This window comes from Leptospira idonii (genome assembly GCF_004770995.1).
GTDB lineage: Bacteria > Spirochaetota > Leptospiria > Leptospirales > Leptospiraceae > Leptospira_A > Leptospira_A idonii.
On record NZ_RQHW01000042.1, the window covers coordinates 168,348 to 187,741 of the forward strand.

The following is a 19,394-nucleotide window of genomic DNA, read 5'->3' on the forward strand; positions in this document are numbered from 1 at the left end:
GATCAAAATCGGAATAAGTAAATATTTTTTTTACTGTTTGTGTATCGTAATATGCACGACAAATCGGGAAAAGAGAACTCCGTTTAGTGAGCCTCTCCCCAATCTTTTCCGAATCTTCCTTCCACCAAGACGGGAACTTTGATAGGAAGAGCTTCTTCCATTTCTTTTTTCGCCATAGCAAAGAATTCATCCTTTTCTTTCTTATCTACTTCGAACACCAATTCATCATGCACTTGTAAGATGATGCGGGACTTAAAGGATTTCTTTTTGATCTTTTCGTGAATCTTCAGCATGGCAAGTTTGATCATATCTGCCGAAGTTCCTTGGATAGGAGAGTTGATAGCAACTCTCTTTGCTGCTTCCGCTGCCATTCTATGAGATGAATTGATATCCGTAAGATAACGTCTGCGGCCCAGTAAGGTTTCTACATAACCTTTTTCCTTGCAGAACTCTACGATGGATTCCATATATTTTTCCACACCTTTGTATTGTGCGAAATATCTTTCTATGAATTCCTTGGCTTCTTTTCTTGCGATCTTTAGATTATTCGAGAGTCCGAAAGAAGTGACTCCGTAAATTACAGAGAAGTTCACGATTTTTGCTTTGTTTCTCATTTCAGGAGTTACGTCTTTTTCTTTGACGCCGAAAATCCCCGCAGCGGTTCTTCTGTGGATGTCCGCACCCGAACGATAAGCATCTATCATTTGTTCGTCGTTAGAAAAATGAGCCATGATCCTGAGTTCTATCTGGCTGTAGTCCAAAGATAAAATTTCGAAACCTTTTCCTGGCAAAAAACCTTTTCTGAGCAGTTTGCCTTCTTCGTCCTTGATGGGAATGTTTTGCAGGTTCGGATTTGTGGAAGAAAGTCTTCCCGTTGCTGCGATGGTTTGGTTGTAACTTGTATGGATTCGATTCGTTTTGGGATTTACCAGAGTCGGTAGAGTGTCCGTATAAGTTGATTTGAGTTTGGAGAATTTACGGAGTGCCAAAAGATCATCGATGATCGGATGCGTTCCTTGGAGAGATTCCAAAACGGAATGATCCGTGGAATAACCTGTTTGGGTCTTTTTTTCCGCAGGAAGTTTTAGGTCTTCGAAAAGAACCACTTGTAGTTCTTTCGTAGAATTTACGTTAAATGATCGTCCCGCATAAAAATGAATGTTCTTTTCGTGTTCCGCAATTTTCTTCTCGAAATTTCCTGAAAGTGCGGTGAAGTAATCTTTCTCCACGGACACTCCCGTATATTCCATATCCGCCAGAACGTCCATAAGAGGGATTTCCACTTCATGGAAGATGGAACGGTTCGGCTCCGTATCGATTTTCTTTTCCAGAATTTTATAAAGTTGGAATGTGACATCCGCATCTTCGCAGGCGTATTCGGACACTTTGTCCGGATCTATATCGTAAAGATTTTGTTTCTTTTTGCCGCTTCCTACCAGTTCTTCGAAAGTGATCGTTTTATAGCTTAAATAATCGACAGCCATATCGTCCATGTTATGGCGTCTTTCTCCCGGACTGAGGATGTAGGATGCGATCATCGTATCGAATGTAACTCCGGTTACATGAATTCCGTAGTTTCTGAAAACCAATACATCATACTTTATATTTTGGCCGATTTTAACTAGTTTCGAATTTTCCAAAAGAGGCCGGAACAACTTCAGAGATTCTTCCGCATTGGGAAGAGTGTGGGAATAGATGGATTCCGAATGGGAAAAAGCGATGTAGTAGGCTTCGTTTTGTTTTTGAGTGAAAGATACTCCCAAAATTTCGGCAAGCATCGGATCTTGAGAGGTAGTTTCCGTATCGATAGAGATCGGTTTTTTGATATCGATTCCGTTTAATACTTTTTTTAGTTCTTCGATCGTTTTGATGCGGACATATTTTACTTTTTTGTCTTTTACCGAAGAAAGTTCTTTGCCGTCTTTTGTTTCGACGATCTCTTCTACTGGCGCTTCCTCTTCTTCACCTTTTTTCTTTTTGGCTTTTTTTGCGGCAGGCGTTTTGGAATCTTCTACTTCGATGCCTGCTTGTTTGGCGAGGTCTCTGTGAAGTACGTTGTAACCTTCATCTTTGAAGTATTGAACTTTAGCAGGATCATGATAATTAGGGATCTTTAGATCCGATTTTTTAATCTCTAACTTTAAATTGGTGACAATCGTTGCCAATTTTCTGGATAAAAATGCGTTCTCTTTGTCCGCAACCAGTTTGTCGATGAGTCCCTTGTTTTTCAGGTTATCTATGTTTTTATAGATCCCTTCCAGGTTTCCGTATTCCTGGATGAGTTTGGAGGCACCTTTTTCTCCGATCCCTTTGACTCCAGGAATGTTATCGGATGTGTCTCCCACAAGTCCCATATAATCGGTGACTTGTTCTTTGGTGATTCCTATATTCGTTTCGACCCATTTCGGATCTATTTTTTCGAATTCGGAAACCCCTTTTTTCCCACGTAACATGTGTACGTTGGAAGAAAGAACTTGGTATAAATCCTTATCACTGGAAAGAATTACGATCTCATCGAAGTCTTTTGCGAACTTTTTGGAAAGGGAGCCGATGATGTCGTCCGCTTCGATTCCGTCCATTTTGTACATTGGAAATTCCAAAGCTTGGATCATCTCTTGGATTTGTTTGATCTGCGGTTTCAGATCTTCCGGCATCGGTTTTCTCTGGGCTTTGTATGCTTCGTACAAATCGTTTCTATGAAGTCTGGTTCCCGGATCGAATGTGAATGCGATATGGGAAACTTTTTCATCCTGAAGTAGCTTAAACAACATTCTCCAAAAACCGAAGATGGCTCCGCTGGGTTTTCCCGTTTTCGAATTGGTCAGATTGGAGGCAGCGAACGCAAAATAAGCGCGGAAGGCAAGAGCATGCCCGTCGATGATGAGAAGTCGATTCATAGATATTAGCCCTTCTCGTAAAGAGAATCACCTAGTAAGGAATAATAAACTAATTTAGTCTTATCCGAGGTGGCAGTGCAAGAAAATCTTTTTACGGATTGTTTATTGAATGTCCCGAATTGGGAACGGAGAGTTTCCGATTCCACCAAAGTATCCAGAGATTTCGCTATGGAATCGGAATCTCCTACTTCGCTGAGAAACGCTCCCTTGGCTTGGTGCAACATTTCCCCGATGCCTCCTCCTTTGGTTGCAGCAATCGGCAGCCCGGAAGCCATCGCATCCAGAATGGAAGTGCCTAAGCCTTCTTCCTTGGAAGTAAGAGTAAAAATGTCGAATAAAGCAAGTAAGGCGGGGATGTCTTTTCTGTATCCGGTAAAAGTGATTTTTTCATCCGTATTCAGTTCTTTGGAAAGAGCTTTCAGCTTTTTTTCCAGTTTCCCTTCTCCTACGATCAGAAGTCGGAAAGGATGATCGGTTTTCATTTTGGCGACGGAACGAATCAACGTTTCCTGATCTTTATGGTCGACTAACGCTGCAATATTTCCGATGATTACCGTTTTTTTAGGAATGGAAAATTCTTCTCTGAGATAATCGGACGAAGGGGTTTTTCCGAATCGTTTCAAGTCGATTCCCGAATAAACAGTGATTAGTTTTTCTGGACTGATCCCAGCTTCCATCATCACTTCTTTGATTCGGTTGGAAACGGGAAGATAGTAATCGTTAGCCGAGTGTCCGTACTTCCATCTGGAGAAAAAACTGTTTTTGGGTTTGAAGTCCACTCTTCTGGAAACGACTAGAGGAATGTTCAAATGATTTCTTTTGGCAAACAATGCCAGGGTGTGAGCGTGTGCGGTATGAGTGTGGATGAGTTTTACGTTTTTTTCCGTACAAAGAGTTCGTATGGTTTTCACCGCTTTTCTATCCCATTCTCCCTTCATTTCCAACGGATAAAAAGGAAAGCCCGCTTCTTGGCAGCGTTCCGCCAAAGGAGAATTTGGTTGTCCAACTACGAGTTGATTGATTTTGTCCTGGTTCAAACCTTGGACGAGATAGAATAATTGTTGTTCACCTCCCCGCCATTCACGGGAAGTATTAATATGTAAAATCACTTATAGATGTTTTGCTCGGTCGTATTCAAGTGCAAGGATAGAGCCCATGACTTTGAAACCTTGGGGAACTTCTCCCACCATGCCTTCTCCATGAAACATTACTTTTACGGAGTCCATCATGGCATTCATTATTTTCAAGCCTTTTCCCATATTCGTGTGTTTCTGGTTTTGGCCGTTGTAAGGAAGTGTTTCCGGTTTTTTTGTTTGGTGGTTTTTTATGTGGCCTATGAAGGTGGAAAGACAGAGAGAAGGATTTGTTTTGAGTAATTCTTTATCGGTGTTGGGAACAGGGTTTTCTTCGCGAAAGCCGGAGCCGTAATCCAAAACATAAAGGGTGAATTTGGAACCGTCTATGCGCCAGCGACAGATGATTGTCTCGTCACTGCAGTTGCAGACGTTGGCAGCAATGGAATTCGTAAGAGCTTCGTCGGCCGCCAGTTCAATCTGCATGATATTGTCCGGCGAAAAATGATTTTCTTCCAGGGACTTACATAGCTCTCTGCGGAAAATTTTCACGGAAGCCATGTCAGGCGGGAGAAACATGGCATAGGAGCCTGGTGAAGGACTCATAACAAACTGACTTGTTTCTTGAATTGCGCCCAATCCTATTTCCCACCGATCCCTATATACGAGTATACGTGAAATTTTTCAGAAAAAAACACAAAAATGGGGATCCTCCCCTGATTTTGGGGAAAATCAGGGAAAAACTTTCCTGGATTAGGGCGCCAGACCTACGATTTTACCTAGGATCTCCATTCTCTTCTTTAATTTTTCCTGCCCTAGAAGGGTGAACAGAATCGGTAGTTCCAGTCCGTGGGATTTTCCAGTGGTGATGGAACGGATCGGCATAAACAAAGTTCTGCCTTTTTCTCCCGTTTTTTCCCCTACGGAGGCCATCAGATTTTTGTAATCGTCCGGGTTGTTTGGAGCAGCAGCAGTGATCGAGTCGTAAAACTCTTTCGCCACCTTCTTTCCGTTTCCTTCTAAGATTAGATTTTTGGCTTCTTCGTTTTCGAATTGAATGTCTTCTTGAAAAAACTCTTCGATGTAAGGTGGTGCTTGGATGAGTCTATCCAGGTACACTCTTACTGAATCCAAAATGGATAGAAGAGTAGGGTGTGTTCCCGATTTGTATTCCGCAGGTATGTTCGAGTTTACCAAAAAAGGAACCATTTCTTGACCCAATCTTTCTATGGGAACTTCCCGGATGAGTTTATTGGACATCCAGTTCAGTTTCGATTTCTGGTTTAAGTATTCAGATAATCCGATGGCATCTAACTTGTTAAAGTCGACAGTTTCCTTTTCTTCTTCTTTCAATTTTTTAAATACATCGAAGGTCGCAGGGGACTTGGAACATCTTTCAATATCGAATATGCTGCAAAGTTCTTCGTCCGGCATGTATTCTTTTCCGTCGGGAGAAGTCCAACCCAGTAGAGCCATATAATTTCTTAGAGTTTCGGAAAGATAACCTAAGTCTCTGAAGGCGAGAACCGATGTTGCTCCCGCTCTTTTCGAAAGTTTTTTACCGTCCGTTCCTACGATTTCACTTGCGTGAGCGAATCTAGGAAGAGGAAAACCGAATGCTTCGAAAATCAAAATTTGTCTAGGGGTGTTGGAAAGATGACCCACGCCTCGAATCACATGAGTGATTTTCATCAGAGCATCATCGATCACAACCGCATAATTATAAGAAGGGAAGCCGTCCGATTTAACGATGATGAAATCGCCGATCAGTTTCGATTCGAACTTCACCTTTCCTTGGATCATATCATCCACTACCACTAGTTTGTTAGGAGTTTTGAATCGAACCGTAAAAGGAGTTCCTTTGTTGATTTGTTCGTTGATTTCTGATTCCGAAAGTCCGGAACATTTACCGTCGTAAAGATAAGGAATTCCCATGGATTCCGCTTGTTTCTTTTTGCCTTCCAATTCTTCGGAAGAACAAAAACAACGGTATGCTTTTTTCTCAGAAATTAATTTTGCAGTGTATTCTTTATAAATGTGAAGTCGTTCGGACTGAGTGTACGGTCCGTGAGGGCCCCCGACTCCGGGACCTTCGTCCCATTCCATTCCCAGCCATTTAAGAGATTCTAAAATGATTTTGAAAGAAGCTTCCGTAGATCTGTCTTGGTCGGTATCTTCCACTCGGAGCAGAAACTTTCCTTTTTTCGCTTTTGCGTATAAGTAATTGAAGAGTGCGGTTCTCGCTCCTCCCACATGTAAAAATCCGGAAGGAGAAGGCGCGAAACGTGTGCGAACTTCTGTGTAAGGCGTAGTCATTATTTTTCCTCTTTTAGTAAAAAATTGCCGATTCTTCTCAATCCTACAGGCTCCCCTGGTTTGACGGAGAGTGCATTGGCAAGCGGTGGAACGAAAAAGACGCTGGTTTTAGAATCGGAATAAATTTGTTTATAGAACAATTTGTTCGGTTCCGACGAAAGAATCTCGAAACGGTTCTGGGAATATTCGTAATTAGGCGACTGCTTGGGAGATCCGTTCGTTTGTAACAGGGATTGGAATAGTGTGCTCGATTCTTTATCCGTTTCTCCCAAATCATGCTGCCAAATATAAGAAGAAAATTCTGTTTTGATTTGTTCTTCAACTAACAACGCTACATCGGAGCTCATTCGAAAGGTTTCCGTTTCCTGAATTTTGGATGGAACAGGTTTGAAGGCGGCCGCTTTTTGCAGAAGTTCCTCGATGGAATTTGCGGAAACTTCTCCTAGTTCTACGGATTTATAAGTTGTTTTGAAGTTTTTACTTTCTTTTGCATTCGAATACTGGCCCGATTTTTTTCTCCAAGAAAGTTTATATGTGAAAACGGAATCGTTTCCGAACTTTTCTTTGGCGGAAGTAAGGAATTCCTTGTCGAAAGCTAAGAAACTCAGCTCCCATTTTGTGATGAATTTCTCTTTTTCCAGTAGTTCTCTCTCGATCAAAACATGATGATTTGAGCCTTCCGAGAAGAATCTAGGGTTCAATTTTTTGGGAGATTTATTGTAAAGGATGAGTCCGAATTCCTCATCGAAAGTTCGTGTTTTCCCGAAAGATTTTAGGACAGAGCAACCTAGGATTGGAAAAAAAATCAGGATGCAGATGAGCCAATAAAAATAGGGTCTACCTTGAGCTTTGGGTGACATTGTTGGAGCCGTTCCGCCAGTCTAAAAAGGGAAAACGGCTTGACAAGTCAATTCACCCCTTCTCTGTGTCATTTGGTATCATGAAGAACGAAGATCAATATCCTAAACGTCCTTTTGAAGAACAAGTCCACGACGACCAAAGAAAATACTCCCGATATGTTTGCGATTCTCGCGCAATCCCGCATGAAATTGATGGCCTAAAGCCTGTTCAGCGAAGAATTCTCTGGGCTATGTGGAACTCGGACGCAAGAAATAGGCACACCAAAACGGTAAAAGTTGCCGGTCTTGCCATGGGATATCACCCTCATGGAGACAAATCCATCCAAGATGCGTTGTCCCAGATGGCACAAGATTTTACTTTCGCAAATAATTATCCTTTAGTGAGCGGAGAGGGAACATTCGGAGACGTTTTGGATCCTGGTGCGATCGCTTCTCCTCGTTATACGGAAGTGAAACTTTCCGATTTCGCAAAAGATTTAGGTTTTTTCGAGAGCCTTCCCGATATCGATTACGCGAAGAATTACGATGAAACGGAAGACGAACCGATTCATTTTGTGGGAAAAGTTCCTGTCGTTTTACTCAATAATATTCAAGGAATCGCAACAGGATTCCGTTGTTTTATCCCCGGTCATAAGCTCAGTGATGTAATCGATTCTCAAGTTTCCTATCTAAAGACGGGAAAAGCGAAGAAGATCACTCCTTGGTATAAGGATTACAAGGGAGAAGTTAAGTTATCCAAAAACGACAACGGTTCCACCGTTATGTCTACTACCTTCGCATTCAAGAAAGAAGACGGAAAAAACTTCCTCATCGGCGCTCCTATGAACTGGAACCGAGAGAAGGTAGTGAATTATTTGGATGATTTGATCGAGAAAAAGGACAATTGGCTGAAAGATTATGTGGATCATTCCAGCCAAACGTTTAAGATCGAATTGGTTGCCAAAAAGGGTGAAGAACCCAGTGAAAAAGAACTGAAAGAGTTGATTTCCAAGGAAAACAACGAAGTTCTTACGATCAACATCATCACACACGAAGGGAAACTGAAGAATCATACTCCCGAAGAAATCATTAAAAGATTCTGCGATTTCCGTAAAACACATCTTATTCGTAGATTCAAGAGGCTTGCCGGTCTCGAAAAAGAAAAGATCGATAGAAACTCGGAACTCATTCGTTTCATCAAGGAAAAATGGAACGAAAAAGTAACCGGAATCAAATCCAAAAAAGAATTCGAAGAAAAACTAAAAGCAGCAAAATTCGTCTACTTTGAATGGCTCACTACGATTCCTGTTTACCGAATGACTTTGGAAGAAGTTCGTAAATGTGAAGAAGCGATCGTAGAAGCTAAGACAAAATATACGGAATATACTTCTCTTCAGAAAGATGATAAAAAACTTACAGGATTTATGACTCAGGAACTCGACGAATTGAAATTAAAGTGGGATCCAAAATAATTTATGGCAGCAGCAAAACCGGAAAAAAATCAATCATCTAACGGCCGTAATTTTAAGAAACTTTCGAACGTAGAACACGTTCGTATGCGTACAGGGATGTGGCTCGGCCAGAATTCACTTTCCACATTCGAACAGCACTTTTTCACAAAAGACAGTTCGGGTAAATATGACATCACCCACGAAGAGCTGTCTGATATCCCTGCGAAGATCAAATGTCTCGACGAAGCTTGTATGAACTGCGTCGATGAATATCGTAAAAATTTGAATGATAAATCGATTCCTGAAAAGGATAAGATGAATAAACTCATCGTTCAACTTTCCACAGACAGAAAAAGAGTTACTATCGAGGACAATGGTCGAGGAATTCCTGCGGACAATGCGGAAGGTGTTTATCTTCACTTAATGTACGGAGAAAACTTCGATGATAAAGTGAAAGAAGATCATGTTGCCGGTCAGAACGGTGTGGGTATCTCCCTAGTAAGAATGGTGTCTTCCTTTTTTAAAGTGAAAACGATCAACAGCGGCAAAGCTTATAAAAAAATGTTTTCGATCCATGAAGACGTGAAAAAAGTCATCCGCAGTTTCAAACTCTCCAAAGACGATCAGGAAAGAGTGTTTTTGTATTACGATGAACACGGTCATTTTACCGATTGTCCCGAATTGACTCCTGAGCAAATCAAACAATTAAAAGGCCCTTCCGATAAAACGGGAATGACTGCCGTTGTGGAGAACGCCAAAAAAGAAGACCACGGAACCACCGTGGAATTCGAATTGAATCCTGCTTATTTCAATAATCTGGATACTTCATTTAATATTAATTTGGTGAAACAATACCTGCAAGATATCGCCATGTCCAACCCCGGTTTGGAAGTAGTATTCATCCATAAGTCCGGCAAGGAAAAATATAAGTTCAAAAAAGGTTTTGATGAGATTTTCAGCAATTCCGATATGATCTATTATAAGATGGATTATGCGGACAAATCGTCCGCTTCCCAAATCAATATGGATACGTATGCGGTTGTGGGACAAAACAAAACTCTTACTTGGGTGAACTCCATTTTCTGTCCTCAAGGCGGTTCCGCTATAGAGTATTTGGAAAACAGACTTTGCGATGAGGTTCGCAAAAAATCCCAAATCGTTTCTCTGGAAAAAAAGCTGAACACTCAGTGTACTAGAAACGATGTGAGAAGCTGCTTTCACATGTATGTCAACTTACGTATCTTAAATCCTCGTTTCAAATCTCAGGATAAATCTTATTTGATCAACGATTTGAATGAGGACATTCGAAAGGCCGTGGATAAACATTTGGATAAACTTCTGAAGAAAACCGGCTTGATCGAAGAAATCAAGATGGTGATGGAGCGTAGAACCCAGCTAAAACAGCTTGAGGACGCTCAGAAAGGCCTCAGAAAGGCTTCCAGAAACAATATCCCTAAGCTGATGCCTCCTACTGGCAAACCGAACGATCCAGGCCGTGTTTTGTTCGTTGCGGAAGGGGATTCTGCGATCGCAGGTTTGCGTCCTGCCAGAAACCCTAAATTGCACGGACTATTCCCTTTGCGAGGGAAACCTTTGAATTGTAAGGGGATGTCTTTGGCAAAAGCCATGCAGAACGAAGAGCTAAAGAACATCGTAGCGATTTGCGGTTTACCTTTGGACACAAAGGTAAAATCTATCGATGAACTTCATTATGATAAAATCAGCATCATCACGGATGCCGATTTCGACGGTTATGCGATTCGCTCTTTGATGTTGTCTTTCTTTTACGAATATTGGCCTGAACTTTTCGATTTGGGTTTTATCAATATTTCTTCCGCTCCTCTTTACGAAGTGGATGTCAAATGGAAAGATGCTAAAAAAGAAACGGTTTTTTGCATCGATGACAGCGATTATGATAAGTTAGTTGCGAAGGTGAACAAAACCGGTTCTGAAATTACCCGTAAGAAAAGAAACAAGGGTTTAGGAGAAACCGGTAAGGAAGCCATGAAGTTCGCCGTGGAAGAGTGTATGACAAAAATCACGATCACGAACAAAAAGAGCGCAAAAAACATCCAAGATCTATGGTTTCACAAGGATTATGCGGATAAAAGAAGAGAAGCTATCTCCGAGTATGCGATGAGTGTGATTGAGGATTGATTTTACTTTTAATACGATGAAAACACCGATCTTACGATGTAGGGTCGGTGTTTAAAAAAAGCTGGAACATTCAAATGTTGTTAGGCCTTTGCAAACCTAACAACAATTCAAATTTATTCTCCGTAAGCAATGATGCAGGTTCTTGCATAGATGCCTGTCACAATATTCTCTTGTTCGTATTCAACGAGTGAAATTTTAGTAATTCCTCCGTTGTCAGCAGCCGTTTTCACGCTACCGTCTCCTACTAAGAAAAGAGGAAGATAGCCTGCTCCGAACTGAGTGTAACATGTTCTTCCTGATTTCGTTCCGATTTTCTCAGGGAAAACATGCAAAGTTCCTTTGTAGTTTCCGTAAAGAGCCAAAGGAATCGGGTTTGTTACACAAGCAGTGAATAGAAATGGCAATATAAGAAGCGACAATCGCCCTATTATTTTTTTTACATTAGCATTCATGATTACTCTCCGTAAACGATAATGCAATCTCTGTTATATAGCAAACTTAGAATTCTGGTTTTTTCATAAGCAATGTGGTTTACTTTGGAAATTCCACCGTTTCTTCTTGCTTCAGGAAGAGATGCATCTCCGAATGCAACAGCTGTAAAAAGAAACATAGTTTGACAAGCAGTCCCTTTTTTTGAACCGATTGTATCGGATATCGCTTCCGATCTTACTGTGCTTGCAAAAACGGAACCGTTATGATCGAAACCATGAAGCCCTTTTGTAGCAGAGAATTGGTTTAGTAATGTTCCGCAGTTACTTGTTGCAGCGGCTGCAATCAATATAACTAAGGACAATGTGATTTTTTTAAACATAGATTTTCTCCTTGAAAATTCTGAAACTTTAATATACGGGCTAATCGTTTTAAGAAAGAACTTAATGACAAGCTTTTTTTGATTTTGCCTTTGTTCTGCGATAAATAAACGTCGTTAGCTTCTAATTTCCGGATATCCTATTTGTTATATGAGGGTTTACACTTGTATTTTATACAATGAGAACATAATGTCCTAGAAGAGTTCCAAATATACGAATACGGTTGTATTTCCTTGAAAAAACGAAAAAAGATAAGAAAGAAAAAAAAGTATGTTTTTTTTGAAAAAAGGAGGATCCATGCAATAAAAGATGATGCTTGTGAAATTTATAATGCGTATTTCGGCGAATTGGTTAAGGGGCACTTTTGCGTCTATAAAAATGAAATGGTATAGATTGCTTATGTTTTTGGATTTGCTTTTAGATCTTTCAAAGTTTGAACGTATATTTACTTGCCTTGGTTCAACGGTTATTTTAACCTCACTATAATTAAATGAGGTTAAAAATGAGAGCCAAAATTCTTTTGGGATTTATTTTCATAGCTGTTGCTTCTTTACTACCTGTAGTAGGCTGCACTTCGTTAAGTACTTACAATACTTTGGGGGGAACGAATACGAACCCAACTCCAGAGTATTCCACTCCCCTCGGGTTACTAACTAAAGGCGGTTTGTTCGTTCATAACAACGATGTTCCTGGAGCTATTTCTTCCGGTCAGCCTGTAAGTGCGACTTTGTCGGGAAATGCTTGTCAATACAGTATTTTGGCACTTGTATCTTTCGGTGATTCCTCCCTAGAAGCTGCAAAAACTTCCGCTAAAATCGAAAGAATTGCATACACTGAATACAATCAGTTCTCAATATTAGGAATTGTTTTCCATCGTTTTTGTACTTCCGTTTATGGAGAGTCTGCGACTAACGCTGCTGTTCCTGCTAAAGGAGTGAAATAATATTATGAAAAAAATGATCACTATATTACTAATTTTAATGACAATTTGTTTGTTTCAGGCTTGTAACATCACGCAAGGACCTACTCATGGTGCTTTGTTCAGCCATACAAAATTTCCAGGTGATTTTAATCCTTCTAACGAAGTAAAGTCGCAAAGAACTGCGGAAGGTTGCACTTATACCGTTTTAAGTTTATTCTCTTTTGGAGATTCTGGCGCAGGGAAAATTGCTAAAGAAAATGGAATCATTCGAATCGCTTCCGTTGATTATAAAGCAACAATTGTATATACCACTTTATTCACAAAATTTTGTTCCGTCGTAACAGGAGAATCTAAATGAAAAAACTAATAGCTTTGGTTATAATTTTAATTTCCGCTTCTTATTGTATCTCTACTCCGCATCCAGGTGCGCTAGTTACTTATACTTCACAACACGTTTTGGATAAACAAAGAGGGTCACTCCTCGGGACAGGAAAAGTCGAAAAAATGGGAGAGTCTTGCAGCTATTCTTCTTGGATTCTTATGACTTTTTTCTACTTCGGTGGAGGAGCTAGCATTCAAGATGCTACAAAGGAAGCGGGGATTAGCAGGATCGCAGTAGTTGACCGTAGCTCTCTTGCAATTCTAGGACCTGTTTTTTATAGAGAATGTGTTCAAGTGTGGGGAGAATAATATCTTAAGTAAAGGATAGATTCTCTTTCCGTTATATACCATCAAAAGAATTGTAAACTCTCCTTTTGATGGTATAGTGAATCTCTTAACTAAAGTTTACGTATGTTTCTTCTGATTCCTGTAATGTGCGATATAAGTGACTCCTACTAAGGCGCCTACAGGCACTGCAAAATAGATATGGACTTGAATGAGTCCTGCAATCATTCCTAAAATTCCTCCTAAGAACTGAATCACGACAAGGTTTCCTCCAGTATTGTCCAAAATCATTTTTTCCAGATCGTCCGTGTCTAGTTCCATCACTCTTTCCTCGACGAGAGCAGTAACATTGATTTTGTGAACGAATTTTTCTATGTTTTTCTTGAGATAAACCTTTCCTTCTTCGCTGTTCATGAATTCCAACAAGCGGCGCTTCAGCCAATCGACTGCTTTGAAGAAGTTTTTTTCGATCTCTTCCCAATTGTTCGGATCATCCAAATAGGATTGAAGCCGTTCGATTCCCGTAGGGAGAAGGTTTTGGCGCGCATAATCCCCGCTAGCTTCCAGCCAGTCCGAGATTTTTGTAGTGATGAAGTCTTGGGTTTCTTTGGAATTCAATCTGTCTTGCAGACGTTCCATCACTTCATCCATCATATTCATGAATTGATCGGATGTTTCCGGATCTCTGATAAATCGTTCCAAGAGTTCTTGAATCGCTTCATCATTGAAGGAGAATATTTTTTTGACTCCGATTCCGATTTTTCCCAAGGTATTTCTTGTTTTGAGATATTCTTCCAAACCTTCGTTCAACATGTTCGCTAACTTAGGCATCTCTTCTAACAAAACCACTCTAAGCTGACGGCCGATTTCTTCCCTGTTCGTTTCTTCGGTAAGATATTCCATCAGTTTGTTTCTGGTATAAACCCAAAGCTTTTGTACTTCTTCCGGTCTCTGCGCCATTTTTTTGATGGTCTCTTCCGAAAAATCGAATATGACTTCTAGAATTTCGGGCCCTCTTTCTTTCATCAATGAGATGATCTTTGTAACGAGCATCTCTCTGATCTCATCGTTATGAATCGCTTCATCGATTTCCTTTGCGATTTTTTGAAGGCCGGATTCGACTAAATTTCTTTCGTAAATATAAGATAAGATGATGTCGGGGTGGAGTAGATTGTTTTGGATGCTCTCTCCTAAGGACTTTGCGATTTTTTGTTTGTTCTTGGGAACAAGTCCCGACCATCCTAGCACCTTCCCGTGCTTCGGCTGAAATAACATTTTGATGGCAAGGAAATTTGTGAAGTATCCTACGACACCTGCCATCAATACCACAAAACATGCATTAATCCAAATATTCCCTTCCCAGTAAAACTGAAATACTCCCGCAATGATCGAAAATACGACCAAACTTTTTCTATACCAGGCGTCTAATTTTGCTACATCCATTTTATGTTCCGTCGAAGTTCATTAATTTTCCGGCACCTTTTCTGACCCAAGAACGAGGAATGAGTTCTGTAAGTCCCACCATACCTTGGTTCACTGTGCCAGTAATGCAAACTGCTTGGTTGTAACGAAGAGAATGCAAAGATTCTTCCACAACTTCTTCTGCAGTCTGCCACATAAAACCGGGATATTTTGATTTTTCGATTCCCGCTCTTTGGTGGAAGTCGGAATGAGTGAGACCGGGACAAAGTGCTTGTACATGAATCCCGTAAGGTTTTGCTTCTTCGTGAATGGATTCGGTGAATGATTTTACGAAAGCTTTTGTTGCCGCATAAACGGCGCTACCCGGTGCAGGCAGATAACCTGCTACAGATGCTACATTGATCAAAAAACCTTTTTTACTTTTTTTGAATTGACTGAGAGCCGTGTGACTCAATGCGACCAAAGCCTTTACGTTCAAATTGATCTCATCCAATTCTTTGGACAAGTCTAAGGAAGCGAATTCTCCCGTGGTTCCGAAACCTGCGTTGTTGACTAGAAGTTCGAACTCTTTGTCTTTGGAGAGAATTTCGGATAATTCCTCTTGGTCTTTCTTTTTCGTAAGATCGAGAGAAATCGCTTTGAGGATACCTCTGCTTTTGGGTTCGATCTCTTGGATCGCTTTGTTTAAATCGGGTAACGAGCGTGAGATGAGAAATACGTTGTAATCGTGTGCCAAAGCTCTTACGAATTCTTTGCCGATTCCTTGTGATGCGCCAGTTACATAAGCATTTTTCATAGTTCTTTATTCCTCTTCATTATGATTGCAGTGGATCCGTCAGGATAATAATTTTTTCTTTTTTCCAGTATCTGAAACCCTGAAGTTTCATACAACTGTATGGCAGGGATGTTGTTTTCCTTAACTTCCAGAAAAAAATCTTTGGTAGGATAGGTTTGAAAAAGTGAGAACAATAATTTTTTCCCTTCGCCTTGTTTGCGATAGTCGGGAAGGGTTGCGATTCGGAAAATTTCTACTTCCCAGGGAGTTTCGCAGACCAGTGCATAGGTTTTCGGTGTCTCCTGCGGTCGGACAAATGCTTGGTGGTATTCCAAATGAGAGAGAAGCATTTTTTGTGTCCATTCCTCTCCAGGAAAACAGTAAGTTTCCATTTCCTGAAGCAGCGGCAGATCTTCCTCCGAGAGGGCTCGGATTTCATGAGACATAATCTCATTTTTTTCTAGCCAGCCTTAATAAAGAAACTAAATTCGAACCTAATGAGTGGAAAAAAAGAGATCGGTTCTTCCTGGGGGAAGGGGATTTTTGTGGTACCTCCTACAAAAACCCTATCCTTACTCTTCCTTTCCCTTCTTTTTTTCTCTCATTGCGACTTTTGGAACAGCTTAACCGAATCCAAATGGAAAAAAAGATTCAAAGAACAGCCAGCTTCCGAATCGGATCTGGTGAACTGGAAAGAAAAACTTTCTTTGGAAGAAGCTGAGATAGAAGAGTTAGATAAAAAGATCAGAAAGATGGTTCAAAAATCGAACCAAGCAGGTGCACTTTCCTGGAAAATCGCAAGAGGTTATATGCGAGCCGGTTCTTTCGATGTGGGTTCCAAATATTATGAAGAAGCTTTGGGCGAACAAGTGAACCAGGCAGGTTACGAGCTTCATCAATTCGAATCCGCACTTCCTTATTTCGAAAAAGCGATTCAAATCGGAAAGTTAGATAAACAATTATTATATGAAGCGGCTGTTGCATTCGCAAATGCTTCCAAAGATATGGGTTGGGAAGAGAATCGCCGCAAAAGAGCAGTTCAACTATTGAAACAATTATCCCGATTGGACGGAAAAGACACTCGTTTCCCCTTTCAATTGGCACTGATTTATTTCGATTCCTCTTTGAAGGGAGAAACCTGGGCCGGCAAAATGAATTCCGGTTATGAAGATGTGGAAACCGCTTTTACTTTGTTGGATATGATTTTGCAAAAGGAGCCTTATAATATTCCAGCCAGATTCGCAAAGGCAAACTTTCTCTATCAAGTAGGCAAAACCTCTCAAGCAAGTTCCGAATATTTCAAAATTAAATCTTACCTGGAAGAGATGAAAGCGAATGGGGTCATCCGGGAAAATTTGGAAGAAAATTCATCTTATAAAAACGTTCTCAAAAATTTAGAGAAGCTCAAGGACCAGAATTCGAACCCATGACCCCTTGTGTGGGTGCATTCTGAAGTTTTTTTCTCTCATCCTAATATCTCCCGTATCTGCCACAAAACCGGAATTTGGCGCAAATCCTTTTCTCTTTCCGAACTTTATGAAAAGCTAATTCCTTTTTTGGATCGAAAATGGGTCTTTTCTCTTGAGCAGGAATGTTCTCGTTTTTTGGATTCGAGGGAAGCGAAGGGATTAAAATTTATTTCCATATTCGATCCTGCTTATCCTTCCCTTTTGAAGGAAACATTCGACCCTCCCTTAATTCTTGCCGTAAGAGGTTCGATTTCCGTATTTCAAAATAAATTGATTTCCATTGTAGGAACTAGAAAATCTTCTCCTATATCTCGTTTGGCGACTCGATTTTTAGTCGCTCGTTTGTCCGAGGAATTTTCCAATCTGACGATTGTGTCAGGAATGGCTTTGGGAATCGATAGAGAATCGTTTCTTGCCGCTTTGGATTTGAACATTCCCGTCTTAGGTGTGTTGGGAACCTGCCTCGATCAGGAATATCCTCCAGGGAACAGAGATCTTTATGAAAGAGTAAAAAGAGAACCTAACTCTTCTTTGATTTCCGAATTCGTATTTCCTACTCATCCTGCGAAATGGACTTTTCCGAAACGCAATCGTTTGATTGCCGGTCTTTCCTCTCATGTATATATCATGGAGTCAGGCAAAAGATCGGGAACACTTTCCACCGCTATGAGTGCTCTTTCGGAAAACAGAGAGATTCATGTTTTCGATCATATCCTGCAGTACGATAACGAAGGAGGAAAAAGACTTTTGGAGGATGGAGCAGGTTCTATCTCTTGGGAATCATTGTCACAAAACAAAGGTTATTTTTATCACGGGAATGAGGAGGACGGAAGGATATCCGCAAAAGAATGGAAATTGGAGGAAGGAAAAAGAAGAAAATGGATGTATGAGAAAGGAGCGGTGCCTTTGGGAAAAGGCACCTATTGGATGTTTAACCCTTAAAAAAATAACCAGCCACGGTCGCAATCACGTAAATGATGAGAAGGAACACGCCGAAAGGTCTTTTGATTTTATCTTTGGAAAAGAAAATTCCCAAACGGAAGAGAACAAGTACGATGAGCATTGCAGGAAAATAAAATTGAAAGAAGTTCTTCGGAGCAAGTAATCCCGGGCTTGTCACCGCTGCCGCAGCTCCTGTTACAAAAAGAACGTTCAATATGTCCGCACCGATGATGTTTCCCACTGCCAGTTCGGAATGTCCTCTTCTGGAGGCTTGGATGGCTGTCACAAGTTCGGGAAGAGAGGTTCCGAAGGCGACTAAGGTGGCTCCGATAATGGAATCGGGAATTGATAGTCTAATCGCAGTTTCTTGCACGGAAGGGATTAAAATTTTGGAAGAAAAAATCACCACTCCTATCGCAACCGCAAGTTTGATCAGGATTTGCCAGAGAGGAGAACTGTCCATTTCTGTGACATCATCTAATCCTGCTTCTGCCTCTCCCGGTTTGGAACGGGACCATTTGATGCTAAGATAGATATAAAAACCTAACAAAGCTAAGAAGAGAAAACCTGTTTCTCTAGAAACCAATCCGCCTTCTGTCCATGCCGATTTTACATCGAGCCAAGGAAGTGCCGCAAAAAATAAAAGGAAACCGGAACCTACTTGAATCCATCCTTGTCGATTCACCAATCGTTTATCAATATCAGGTGGTGAGATCAGAATGGCGATTCCTAAAATCAAACCTGTGTCACAGATAATGGAACCCACTGCATTGCCCAGGGCGATCCCTGGATTACCGTCCAAAGCGGAAAGTACGGAGACGGAAACCTCCGGCAATGTGGTACCTAAGCTGACGATTGTGGCACCGATGATCATTTTGGGAACTCCCCATCTTGTGGAAAGGGAGACTGCTTCGTCTACAAGTACATCGGCCGCTTTTCCTAGAAATAGGATGGAAGCGATGATCACCAAAATTAAAACGGGAAGAGGAAAGGCTTGAAAGCTGGCTTGTAAGAATTCATCCATGGATAAACGCCAATTTATGATCCGCCTAAACCAAAATCGACTCTTTCTTATTCTTCTTATCACGTTCTCTTTTCCTTTGTGGGCGGATCCGAAACTTCCGAAAGAACCCCTTTCTCCCGGCTTTCCGGGAGAGGAAAAAAAGGAGGATCGGGATGCAAGAGGAGATACGAAACGTTCCGTGGTTCAGACACTGACTCTTTGTGACGGCAGAACCGTGAGGGGGGAAACGGAAGGATTAGGAACCGGAATTTCTTTCCAACATCTTCGAGACGGAATCGAATATAAGAAGACTTTAAAATGGGAAGAGGTGGAATCCGTTCGCATCGATTCTTGGGAATTGAAACAAAAGAAAGAAGAAAAAAAAGGAATCAGTTACGAAGCTCTTCCTAAAAAAGTGCGCATTCGCACTCGATCCGGAGAAACGTTTTATAAGGAAACAGGACTTTCCGATCTTAAACTTTTGAATTTGGTGATTCAAAATCAAAATGGAACCGCAAATTTATTTACTTATTGGATCGATCTCAAGTTTGAAAACGGTGCTTGGTATTCAGGTCTTCCCGCATTGAAGAAAGAAGGTTTGGTGCGGGAAGATTGTTTGAAAGATGTTGTGAGAATGATCGAATGGGAATGAG

At 40.9% G+C, this 19,394-nt stretch carries 19 protein-coding genes; 8 read left to right on the plus strand and 11 right to left on the minus strand.

Features of this window, described 5'->3' with window-relative positions; all coding sequences use genetic code 11:
• Window positions 1–83: 83 nt before the first annotated feature.
• The 5 genes from polA to EHS15_RS11335 all read right to left on the minus strand — a co-directional run bounded on the left by polA (window position 84) and on the right by EHS15_RS11335 (window position 7,146).
• Window positions 84–2,897 carry a DNA polymerase I gene (gene polA / locus EHS15_RS11315; RefSeq protein ID WP_135760676.1) on the minus strand — a complete coding sequence of 938 codons (2,814 nt, stop codon included), beginning with the start codon at window positions 2,895–2,897 and terminating at the stop codon, window positions 84–86.
• Between the two features lie 5 nt (window positions 2,898–2,902).
• Entirely contained in the window at window positions 2,903–4,006 is a 1,104-nt protein-coding gene (locus tag EHS15_RS11320) for a glycosyltransferase (RefSeq protein ID WP_135760677.1), read from the minus strand.
• On the minus strand, window positions 4,007–4,549 hold the full coding sequence (locus EHS15_RS11325; RefSeq protein ID WP_135760771.1) for an ATP-binding protein: 543 nt from the start codon (window positions 4,547–4,549) through the stop codon (window positions 4,007–4,009).
• A gap of 174 nt (window positions 4,550–4,723) precedes the next feature.
• Window positions 4,724–6,286: a glutamate--tRNA ligase gene (gene gltX, locus EHS15_RS11330; protein WP_135760678.1), complete on the minus strand. Its 1,563-nt coding sequence runs from the start codon at window positions 6,284–6,286 to the stop codon at window positions 4,724–4,726.
• Window positions 6,286–7,146 carry a hypothetical protein gene (locus EHS15_RS11335; RefSeq protein ID WP_135760679.1) on the minus strand — a complete coding sequence of 287 codons (861 nt, stop codon included), beginning with the start codon at window positions 7,144–7,146 and terminating at the stop codon, window positions 6,286–6,288. The genes gltX and EHS15_RS11335 overlap by 1 nt, the downstream gene beginning before the upstream one ends.
• 80 nt (window positions 7,147–7,226) lie before the next feature.
• Between EHS15_RS11335 and EHS15_RS11340 the strand changes: the two genes are divergently transcribed.
• Both EHS15_RS11340 and EHS15_RS11345 read left to right on the plus strand, forming a co-directional pair.
• Entirely contained in the window at window positions 7,227–8,597 is a 1,371-nt protein-coding gene (locus EHS15_RS11340) for a DNA gyrase subunit A (RefSeq protein ID WP_135760680.1), read from the plus strand.
• Window positions 8,598–8,600: 3 nt separating this feature from the next.
• Window positions 8,601–10,733, plus strand: coding sequence for a toprim domain-containing protein (locus EHS15_RS11345; RefSeq protein ID WP_135760681.1), 2,133 nt, complete (start codon window positions 8,601–8,603; stop codon window positions 10,731–10,733).
• A 113-nt stretch (window positions 10,734–10,846) separates the two neighbouring features.
• Here the strand turns inward: EHS15_RS11345 and EHS15_RS11350 are convergent, their stop codons facing one another.
• Window positions 10,847–11,185 (minus strand): TRL domain-containing protein, encoded by a 339-nt coding sequence (locus EHS15_RS11350; RefSeq protein WP_135760682.1) that lies wholly within the window; start codon window positions 11,183–11,185, stop codon window positions 10,847–10,849.
• 2 nt (window positions 11,186–11,187) lie between these two features.
• Window positions 11,188–11,544 carry a TRL domain-containing protein gene (locus EHS15_RS11355; protein ID WP_135760683.1) on the minus strand — a complete coding sequence of 119 codons (357 nt, stop codon included), beginning with the start codon at window positions 11,542–11,544 and terminating at the stop codon, window positions 11,188–11,190.
• 500 nt (window positions 11,545–12,044) lie between these two features.
• Here EHS15_RS11355 and lsa14 point away from each other — a divergent pair, with 500 nt between their 5' ends.
• From lsa14 to EHS15_RS11370, 3 genes are read left to right on the plus strand one after another with little or no spacing between them, the layout of a single operon-like run.
• Window positions 12,045–12,485 (plus strand): adhesin Lsa14, encoded by a 441-nt coding sequence (gene lsa14, locus EHS15_RS11360; RefSeq protein ID WP_167884216.1) that lies wholly within the window; start codon window positions 12,045–12,047, stop codon window positions 12,483–12,485.
• 4 nt (window positions 12,486–12,489) lie between these two features.
• Window positions 12,490–12,822: a TRL domain-containing protein gene (locus tag EHS15_RS11365; RefSeq protein ID WP_135760685.1), complete on the plus strand. Its 333-nt coding sequence runs from the start codon at window positions 12,490–12,492 to the stop codon at window positions 12,820–12,822.
• Window positions 12,819–13,154, plus strand: coding sequence for a TRL domain-containing protein (locus EHS15_RS11370; protein WP_135760686.1), 336 nt, complete (start codon window positions 12,819–12,821; stop codon window positions 13,152–13,154). The genes EHS15_RS11365 and EHS15_RS11370 overlap by 4 nt, the downstream gene beginning before the upstream one ends.
• Before the next feature lie 96 nt (window positions 13,155–13,250).
• Here EHS15_RS11370 and EHS15_RS11375 read toward each other — a convergent pair whose 3' ends face one another.
• Genes EHS15_RS11375 through EHS15_RS11385 form a run of 3 tightly spaced genes read right to left on the minus strand, consistent with a single transcriptional unit; the run spans window position 13,251 to window position 15,773 of the window.
• Window positions 13,251–14,573 carry a DUF445 family protein gene (locus tag EHS15_RS11375; RefSeq protein WP_135760687.1) on the minus strand — a complete coding sequence of 441 codons (1,323 nt, stop codon included), beginning with the start codon at window positions 14,571–14,573 and terminating at the stop codon, window positions 13,251–13,253.
• 1 nt (window position 14,574) lies between these two features.
• A complete protein-coding gene (locus EHS15_RS11380) occupies window positions 14,575–15,348 on the minus strand; it encodes an SDR family NAD(P)-dependent oxidoreductase (protein WP_135760688.1) in 774 nt (257 codons plus the stop codon).
• Window positions 15,345–15,773 (minus strand): GNAT family N-acetyltransferase, encoded by a 429-nt coding sequence (locus tag EHS15_RS11385; protein WP_135760689.1) that lies wholly within the window; start codon window positions 15,771–15,773, stop codon window positions 15,345–15,347. Before EHS15_RS11385 ends, EHS15_RS11380 begins: the two co-directional genes overlap by 4 nt.
• 51 nt (window positions 15,774–15,824) lie before the next feature.
• Between EHS15_RS11385 and EHS15_RS11390 the strand changes: the two genes are divergently transcribed.
• Both EHS15_RS11390 and EHS15_RS11395 read left to right on the plus strand, forming a co-directional pair.
• Window positions 15,825–16,757: a tetratricopeptide repeat protein gene (locus EHS15_RS11390; RefSeq protein WP_246052104.1), complete on the plus strand. Its 933-nt coding sequence runs from the start codon at window positions 15,825–15,827 to the stop codon at window positions 16,755–16,757.
• A gap of 12 nt (window positions 16,758–16,769) precedes the next feature.
• The gene (locus EHS15_RS11395; protein WP_246052106.1) at window positions 16,770–17,738 is read left to right on the plus strand and encodes a DNA-processing protein DprA; all 969 of its coding nucleotides are present in this window, start codon (window positions 16,770–16,772) and stop codon (window positions 17,736–17,738) included.
• Here EHS15_RS11395 and EHS15_RS11400 read toward each other — a convergent pair.
• On the minus strand, window positions 17,728–18,762 hold the full coding sequence (locus EHS15_RS11400) for a sodium:calcium antiporter (protein ID WP_135760690.1): 1,035 nt from the start codon (window positions 18,760–18,762) through the stop codon (window positions 17,728–17,730). The genes EHS15_RS11395 and EHS15_RS11400 overlap by 11 nt on opposite strands.
• Between EHS15_RS11400 and EHS15_RS11405 the strand changes: the two genes are divergently transcribed.
• Complete coding sequence (locus EHS15_RS11405; RefSeq protein ID WP_135760691.1) at window positions 18,761–19,393, plus strand: hypothetical protein; 633 nt, start codon at window positions 18,761–18,763, stop codon at window positions 19,391–19,393. The two genes, EHS15_RS11400 and EHS15_RS11405, sit on opposite strands and share 2 nt — an antisense overlap.
• The last annotated feature ends 1 nt before the right edge of the window (window position 19,394 follow it).